The 6208-nt window shown below is 70.2% G+C and carries 7 protein-coding genes and 2 pseudogenes; 6 read left to right on the top strand and 3 right to left on the bottom strand.

Going from position 1 to position 6208, the window contains the following annotated elements; translation table 11 throughout:
• Both ACWDS7_RS45570 and ACWDS7_RS45565 read right to left on the bottom strand, forming a co-directional pair.
• Window positions 1-358, bottom strand: a pseudogene (locus ACWDS7_RS45570) (alpha/beta hydrolase); the annotation flags it as partial.
• A gap of 318 nt (window positions 359-676) precedes the next feature.
• Window positions 677-1321, bottom strand: a complete 645-nt coding sequence (locus tag ACWDS7_RS45565; RefSeq protein WP_451934374.1) for a hypothetical protein — start codon at window positions 1319-1321, stop codon at window positions 677-679.
• A 199-nt stretch (window positions 1322-1520) separates the two neighbouring features.
• On the opposite strand from ACWDS7_RS45565, the gene ACWDS7_RS45560 reads away from it, so the two are divergent.
• On the top strand, window positions 1521-1772 hold the full coding sequence (locus tag ACWDS7_RS45560; RefSeq protein ID WP_451934373.1) for a hypothetical protein: 252 nt from the start codon (window positions 1521-1523) through the stop codon (window positions 1770-1772).
• A 108-nt stretch (window positions 1773-1880) separates the two neighbouring features.
• On the opposite strand, the pseudogene ACWDS7_RS45555 reads toward ACWDS7_RS45560, so the two are convergent.
• Window positions 1881-2051, bottom strand: a pseudogene (locus ACWDS7_RS45555) (helix-turn-helix domain-containing protein); the annotation flags it as partial.
• 100 nt (window positions 2052-2151) lie between these two features.
• Here ACWDS7_RS45555 and ACWDS7_RS45550 point away from each other — a divergent pair.
• The 5 genes from ACWDS7_RS45550 to ACWDS7_RS45530 all read left to right on the top strand — a co-directional run bounded on the left by ACWDS7_RS45550 (window position 2152) and on the right by ACWDS7_RS45530 (window position 6066).
• Entirely contained in the window at window positions 2152-3321 is a 1170-nt protein-coding gene (locus ACWDS7_RS45550; RefSeq protein WP_451934372.1) for an alpha/beta hydrolase, read from the top strand.
• 100 nt (window positions 3322-3421) lie between these two features.
• Entirely contained in the window at window positions 3422-3907 is a 486-nt protein-coding gene (locus ACWDS7_RS45545; RefSeq protein ID WP_451934371.1) for a hypothetical protein, read from the top strand.
• Window positions 3871-4386 (top strand): dihydrofolate reductase family protein, encoded by a 516-nt coding sequence (locus ACWDS7_RS45540; protein WP_451934370.1) that lies wholly within the window; start codon window positions 3871-3873, stop codon window positions 4384-4386. Before ACWDS7_RS45545 ends, ACWDS7_RS45540 begins: the two co-directional genes overlap by 37 nt.
• A 79-nt stretch (window positions 4387-4465) precedes the next feature.
• Complete coding sequence (locus ACWDS7_RS45535; RefSeq protein ID WP_451934369.1) at window positions 4466-4843, top strand: YciI family protein; 378 nt, start codon at window positions 4466-4468, stop codon at window positions 4841-4843.
• The gene (locus ACWDS7_RS45530) at window positions 4825-6066 is read left to right on the top strand and encodes an RNA polymerase sigma factor (RefSeq protein ID WP_451934368.1); all 1242 of its coding nucleotides are present in this window, start codon (window positions 4825-4827) and stop codon (window positions 6064-6066) included. Before ACWDS7_RS45535 ends, ACWDS7_RS45530 begins: the two co-directional genes overlap by 19 nt.
• The last annotated feature ends 142 nt before the right edge of the window (window positions 6067-6208 follow it).

Below are 6208 nucleotides of genomic sequence, written 5' to 3'. Positions count from 1 at the left end.
CCCAGTAGCCCACCGGGCCGGCGCCGACGTGCTCGAGTTGCTGGACCACGTCCAGGACGGCCTGCCATTCCGGGACGGTCCGGCGGGCTACGAGCGTCTGGAAGCCGGCGATCAGCGGAGCCAACTCTTCTCCGGCGTCCACGCGAGCCTGGTTCTCGGTCGCGATCCGGTCGTACTCCTCGTCCTTCGGCCGGTCGCCATGGCCGGGAACGTCGACCGCCACCACAGCGAAATCACATTCGGCCACGGAGCGGCGTGCACGGGCCACGATGTCGGGGGCTTTCTTGTGCCGGCCGCCGCCGTGTCCCATCAGGATGAGGGGGCGAGTGCCGACGGCACCTTCCGGCGTCCACAGCACGCCGGGAATCTCACCGAGGGTGAAGAGCTGTTCGGAGACGCCGTCGGATGACGTCTCAGAGATGAAGCGCATAGCGATTGAAGCCTTTCGGGATGCCTTCTGCGGGCACTCCCCAGGCCGTGCGAGGGAGTGAGGCCCGACCTTTCACAGCGTTGATCGGTCTCACCTCCTCAGCTCGCAGCGTACGACGACACCGGAACATATCACGAAGGGCTTCACCCCACCCGTGTCCGGGCAAGGATCTCGCCAGGGCGAACGTCACCTGATGTGGCACTGGCCGGGCGCCTGCCCAGGTGATCCTGCAGGCGCACGCCGACCCTACGGCGTGCGATACCAGGCGGCGTGGAGGGCCCGAATCTCTTCGGGGGTGCTCTCGCGGGCGATATAGGGGATGTCGAGGATGTGGCGGCTGTTGGGCAGCTTGTCGCGGACCACGCCGGCGTCCTCGAGGACCTGCGCGTAGACGGAGGCGCCGTCCATGCAGAACACGTCGATGACCGCCACTCGCCCGTCGAGGGCCTGCCGCAGGTTGCCGGTGTTCAGGTCGATGCCGTCCCACCAGGGCACCCTGGCCCGGAACTCGGCATCGACCGCGGCGGCAGCCTGCCGAACGTCCGCCAGGGCTGGGTCACCCGTGCCCTCCCGCCACTGGCGGGCGACCTCCTCTGCCCGCGCCGACTCGAGCGGGGTCAGGAATTCCAGCACGGCCAGCGTGCCGCCGCCGTCCAGCGGGGTGTCGAAGGCCACGCGCGGCAGGTAGGGGTTGCCGGACCGGCGGCGGCACAACTCGAGGAAGGCGGCGTAGGCCGGGTCGAACGGGCACACCCTGGCCACCCATAGCCCGTCGGGAGAGCGCAGGCCGGTCGCCCAGTCGCCGACGCCGCACGGGGTCCAGCCCGCCAGCACCAGCTCTGCCGTGGCCTCGCGGTGGGTCATCGAGGGCCACGGCAGGTCGGGGAGCATGCGCGCAGCTTACGAGATCCGCGCGCCCGGGTGCATGCGGGTTTCCGCCGCCCACTGGACCCGGACCTCCTACAGCCACGACGAGCCGCCCCTGACCAGTCCTGCGACCACTCGGGCGATATGCGAAGAGCTGGCCATCGGTTTCGGTACGTAGCGATCTTACGAGGTTGAGGAGCGGTTTCCCGCCTGTCCCGGGGAGATGCCGCCGGCCGCGGTGGAGTACGTCGCGTCGCTGGTGAAGGTCGAGGCGGGGCTGCTGCCGAAGTACTCCTGGCGGAGCCGGACCATCGAGCGCCTCGGAGGCCAGGCAGAGGTCGACCTGTCCCTCGCTCAGCCGCTCGGCCATGACCTCCGGGCTCGCCTGAAAGAGGCGTACGGCGACGCCTGGATGCTCGGCGATGAAGTTCTTGACCGGTTCGGTGACCGTGAGCAGGGTCTCCGAGGCGAGTGAGACGCTGCCGCGGGCCAGGCCGGCGGCGTCGGCGAGCTCGCGTCTGGCGTCCTCCAGCTCGGCCAGTGCCCTGTCCACCCGGCGCAGGAATGCGGCGCCGAACCGGTTGAGGCGGATGCGTCTGCCGTGCCGGTCGAACAGCGGCACGCCCAGGTCGGCTTCCAGCCGCGCGATGGTCCGGCTGAGCGAGGGCTGGGCGACGCGGAGCTCCTCGGCCGCCCTGCTGATGTGCTCGTGACGGGCCACGGCCTGGAAGTAGCGCAGTGACAGCAGATCCATTATGCCTCTAGGGCTATCAACTGATGAGAATGCTGGTCTTGGACAGCATATGGCGGACCTTCCTAGCATCATCCGCACGGATGCGATCTTTGGAGGTTCCGTGCCCTTCGGGTATCTGTTCACTGTGGCGCTCGCCGCTGTCGGCACGCTGTTCGCGCTACGGCCGGTGCCGTTCTCACGCCCGCTCGGCCGCCCGAGCTACTACTTCGGCCTGGCCGCCAACGAACTGCCGTTCGCGGCCTTCTTCTGGATGCTGCTGCTGCCGACGGCGCTGGCGTTCGCCGACGGTGACATCGACTCGGCGGGCGGCTGGGCGGCCGTCGCCCTGGCCGCCGTGACCGCGATCGGGCTCGGGGTCATCGCCTACCGCGCGATGGGCGAGCGGGCCAGGATCGAGCGCGCGATGGACTTCGGGCTGGGCGCGGGGTGGCGCGCCGCCATCGACGCCGACCTCGGCGTCGGACTGCGGCGCCGCCCCCCGTGGGCCCGCATCCTGCTCCTGCCCATCTTCCGGCGCCGCCTGGACGTCCGGCGTGTGGCCGACCTCGCCTACGGCGACGCGGGCCGCCGCAACGTGCTCGACCTCTACCATCACCGCTCACGCCCGTCCGGCGCGCCCGTGATGATCCACCTGCACGGCGGCGGCTACTCCGGGGGCCACAAGAACAGCCAGTCACTTCCCCTGCTCTATCACCTCGCCGGCCAGGGATGGGTGTGCATCAGCGCCAACTACCGGCTACGGCCCGAGGCCCAGCACCCGGACCACCTGATCGACCTCAAGAAGATCATCGCCTGGGTACGCGAGCACGCCCACGAGTACGGCGCCGACCCGTCGACGCTGTTCGTCGCGGGCAGTTCGGCGGGCGGGCACATGGCGGCGCTGGCCGCGCTCACCCAGAACGACCCCGCCTTCCAGCCGGGCTTCGAGGACGCCGACACCTCCGTGACCGGCGCCATCTACCTGAACGGCTGGTACGGCACCTACTTCGGCCAGGGCCCCGAGTCCTCACCGCTGGCCCACATCGCACCGGACGCACCGCCGTTCCTCATCGCCCACGGCGATCTGGACCCGCAGGTGCCCGCGGCCGATGCCCGGCACTTCGCCGACCGGCTACGCGCCACCTCGGCCGCCCCCGTCGTCTACGCCGAACTGCGCGGCGGGAACCACGCCTTCGACCTGTACCACTCTGTCCGCTTCGAGGCGGTCGTCGACGCGATCGAGGGCTTCACCGCCTGGGTGAGGTCGCGCGAGAGGATCCGCCGGTCCTAGTGGAAGACAGTGCTGCACCCCGCCGTCCAGGACCTGACCGGCGGATGCTTCGTCAGGCCCGACGGCCTGTGCGAGATACGAGACCCCCGGGCGATCCGTATTGATCAACCTGCTGGTAGGCGTGCGCCGGGTCTCCTCCGCGGCGCCGGCCGTACCAGATCTGCCCGGGATTTCGCGGAGCCCGGTCGAGGACGGCCGGGTGCACCTGCTCACCACCGACTCCGACCTGCTGGTCACCGAGCCGGCAGGCGCCGGGACGGCCTTCGCCGACCTGGAGGTGCGGCCGACCTCGCCGGAAGAGGCCTTCATCACCATCACCTCCAAGGAGGAGGCTCGTGTCCAACCTCACCTCACCCACACCCGCTACCAGTTCCTGGAGCAGCTGCGCGTCCCGATCGCGCTGGTCGCAGGCGCGGTGTCCCGACGGACCAGGGGGCTGCCAAAGTGTCCACGTGTGGACTGGCGGGTGTCTGTCCGGCCCTCTCCACCTCGTCATCACTGTGCCGGGCACGAGCACGGCCTGGACGATCACGAGATGAGGAGTTCGAGGTGGGCACGGTCAGCGTTTTCGCGAACGTCTGTGTAGATGGCGTCATGCAGGGGCCGGGCCGGGCGGACGAGGACACCCGGGATGGATTCCGTCACGGCGGTTGGGGCATCGGGTACACCGACGAGGCGATCGGGAAGTTCGTCGGAGGGACGGGCAGGGCCACGGCGATGCTCTTCGGGCACCGGTCATACGACGACCTGCTGGGCCACTGGACCTCGGTGACCGACCCCAACCCGTTCACCGAGGTACTGGTGAACTCGCGCAAGTACGTCGCCTCCCGCCAGGCGGGCACCGAACTCGCCTACCCCAACTCCACGCTGCTGGTGGGGGAGGCGGCCGGCACCGTCGCACGGCTCAAGGACCAGATCGACGGCGTGATCAGGGTGCTCGGCAGCGGTGAGCTGGTGCGCTCACTGCATGCGGCGGGCCTGGTCGAGGAGTATGTCCTGCTGATCCACCCGATTGTGCTCGGTTCGGGCACGCGGCTGTTCGGCGAGGGGAACGTACCGACCTGACGCTTCAGGAGACGATCATGGCCACGACCGGTGTGCTGATCGCACGCTACACGGTCAATTGACGAGGGAGGATCAAGACATGCGGTACATGTTGTTGTTCCACTACGGCGAGGCGAGCGAGGAGTCGATCGGGGCCGAGGCGATAGCCGCCGGGATGCGGGCCATGGCCAGTTACGCCGCGACGCTGGAGCAGGCCGGGATCCTGGTGAGCGGCCAGGTGCTGCAGCCGTCGACCAGTTCGACCACGCTCACGCTGGTCGATGGGGAGCCACGGATTCAGGACGGGCCGTTCGCCGACACCAAGGAGCAACTCGGGGGCGTGATCGTCATCGACGTGCCGGATCTGGACGCCGCCCTGGAGTGGGCGCGGCAGGCTCCGCCGCTGTCGTGGGGCACCGTCGAGGTCCGGCCCGGTGCCGTGCACATCGAGGCCGGGACGTGGGCTGGGTCATCGTGACCGGCGAGACGGCTGCGCACGTCGCCGAGCGCGCCGCACGGGCGTCCTATGGCCGGCTGGTCGCCCTGCTGGCCGCTCCGACCGGCGACCTCGAACTCGCCGAGGACACCCTGGCGCAGGCCTTCGAGCAGGCTCTGATCACGTGGCCGCGCGACGGCGTACCGGACAACCCCGACGGCTGGCTGCTGACGGTCGCACGCAACCGGCAGCGGGATCTGTGGAAGTCCGCCGCCCACCGCCGCAACCAGCCGCTGGAGGCGGCCACCCACATCGGTGCCGACGCCGTCCAGCCACTGAACGATCTCGACCCGGACCGGATCCCCGACCGGCGGCTGGCCCTGCTGTCCGTCTGCGCGCACCCGGCCATCGCCGCCAACGTCCGTACGCCGCTGATGCTGCAGGCCGTGCTCGGGTTCGACTCCGCCCAGATCGCGCGCGCCTTCGCCGTGCCCGCCGGGGCGATGTCGCAACGGCTGGTGCGGGCCAAGCGGCGGATCAGGGACGCCAAGATCCCCTTCGTCCTCCCCGGACGACAGGCGATGCCCCAGCGGCTGCCGTCGGTGCTTGAGGCGGTGTACGGCTGCTACGCGCTGGCCTTCCCGGAGCGGGGCGAGGGGGCGTCGCTTGCGGGGGAGGCCCGGTTCCTGGCCGTCACGACCGCGAGGCTGCTCGGCGACGAGCCCGAGGCGTGGGCGCTGGCGGCGCTGCTCACCCTGGCCTCGGCGCGTGCCACGACTCCCGGCGATCGCTATCTGCCGTTGCAGGAGCAGGACCCAGACAAGTGGGACCCCCACCTCATCGTCGAGGGCCAGGACTATCTCCGCCGGGCCGAGCGGCCAGGCCAGGCGCCCGGGCGGTTTCAGCTGGAGGCGGCGATCCAGGCGGTCCACTGCGATCGGGCCCGCAGCGGTGCCACCGATTGGAACGCACTGTGCACCCTCTACACCGCTCTGGTCGCGATCGCGCCGAGCCTGGGCAGCCGGGTCGCCCACGCCGCCGTCATCGGACGCACCCGCTCACCCCGAACGGGACTGTCGCTGCTGGAGGCATTGCCCGGCGAACGGGAGTGGTTCCAGCCCTATCACGCGGCACGCGGCGACCTGCTCGCCCGGCTCGGCCGACACCAGGACGCGGGCGCCGCCTACACCCAAGCGTCCACCCTCAGTACGGACCCGGCCGTCCGAGCTTTTCTCGAACGACGTGCCAAGGAACTGTCCCGCTGACCGGGACCGGTGCGTTGTCCCGCTGTCACGCCCGCCCGATCATCCTGGATCGGGCGATGCAGCTCCTCGCGCAGGACACCGTCGCGGACGGCCCGGGGGTCGGTACCGTACAGGTGCTTGAGGTTGGCACGCAGCGGCATGC

The organism is Streptosporangium sp. NPDC003464, assembly GCF_053588315.1.
This window is presented reverse-complemented; position numbering and strand designations above follow the sequence as displayed.

Coding starts and splice junctions, on each gene's coding strand:
- ACWDS7_RS45565 (WP_451934374.1), bottom strand. CDS start 1,321: ATGCTCCCCGACCTGCCGTGGCCCTCGATGACCCACCGCGAGGCCACG.
- ACWDS7_RS45560 (WP_451934373.1), top strand. CDS start 1,521: ATGCCGCCGGCCGCGGTGGAGTACGTCGCGTCGCTGGTGAAGGTCGAG.
- ACWDS7_RS45535 (WP_451934369.1), top strand. CDS start 4,466: ATGCGGTACATGTTGTTGTTCCACTACGGCGAGGCGAGCGAGGAGTCG.